This is a genomic window from Oleiphilus sp. HI0061 (assembly GCF_001635675.1).
In genome coordinates this window covers 1-964 of record NZ_LWFE01000054.1, presented here as the reverse complement: position 1 = coordinate 964, position 964 = coordinate 1, and the positions used below count along the sequence as shown (strand labels likewise).

Here is a 964-nt window from a genome sequence, read left to right as displayed (position 1 = left end):
AGCGTTGTTTCAGCGGGCATACTCGCCGCTGTATTTAAGAAACAATCAATAGACTCTTCCGCTGCTGCTAACTTACTGAAAAATAGTAAAAAACCTAATAAGGTAAAATACTTGAGTCGTGCAATAGCCATTGTCGCTTCATGTATTGTTTCGATCTGTACGGTAGCCGGCTATTGTTGTTTATACTCACTATCGAAGTCAAAAAATAACTCGCCGGAAATTTCTTTATAGCGGCCTGAGTCCTTCATTCTTTTGAGTCTTGGTGAAAGCTCATCAAGGAAGCTTTGTGTGAGCGCTTTGTTATGACACGTAATACGGTCATAGCTTTCTACAAGAGGGTGCTTGGCAGAGTAACTCAATTGATCTACGAAAGGTTGCAAGTCCGGAAGCGCTGCGATCATGACATCAATACGCTTTACTTTGAGCTTTTTCAAGTTCTGGGCGTCTTTGTATACTTTGTCTAGTTTTATTTTTTCGCTAAGTCTATGTTTATAATAGTTCTCGTGCACATGTACGGCACCCACATTAAGTCCTTTAAGTTGACTGGAGCTAGTTAAAGGGCTTTGGTCGAGAGGGCTAAACATATAATAAGCGAAGGCACCTAGTGGAAAGCTTGCAATGATATTCTCATTTCCTAGCTTTTCTTGCATCACTTGCGTGAAAGAATAAATGCAGTCTGTATGGCCTTGCTCAAATGATACCAGGGCTCGTTTATAAGGCGTATATGATTGAATGATTTTGAAAGGCATATCTGAAATAGCTTCGTTCAGAATGCCTTGATAGATGCCAGACTGGTCTTCCTCAATTAGGCTAGTGATATGAGGCGCTGCTATCGCTATAGTTTGTGCGTCTGGTGATTTTGCGTGAACTAGACTACTAAAAATGCAAAGCAATAATATAAGATAATATTTGAGTATGCTCGAAATAAGCCTTTATAACGATAGAACTAGTGTCTTATATTAAA

General features: G+C 39.5%; 1 protein-coding gene. It reads right to left on the bottom strand.

Annotation, left to right across the window (positions count from 1 at the left end; translation table 11 throughout):
- Positions 1-170 precede the first annotated feature (170 nt).
- Positions 171-893, bottom strand: coding sequence for a transporter substrate-binding domain-containing protein (locus A3735_RS00770; protein WP_082880458.1), 723 nt, complete (start codon positions 891-893; stop codon positions 171-173).
- Positions 894-964 lie beyond the last annotated feature (71 nt).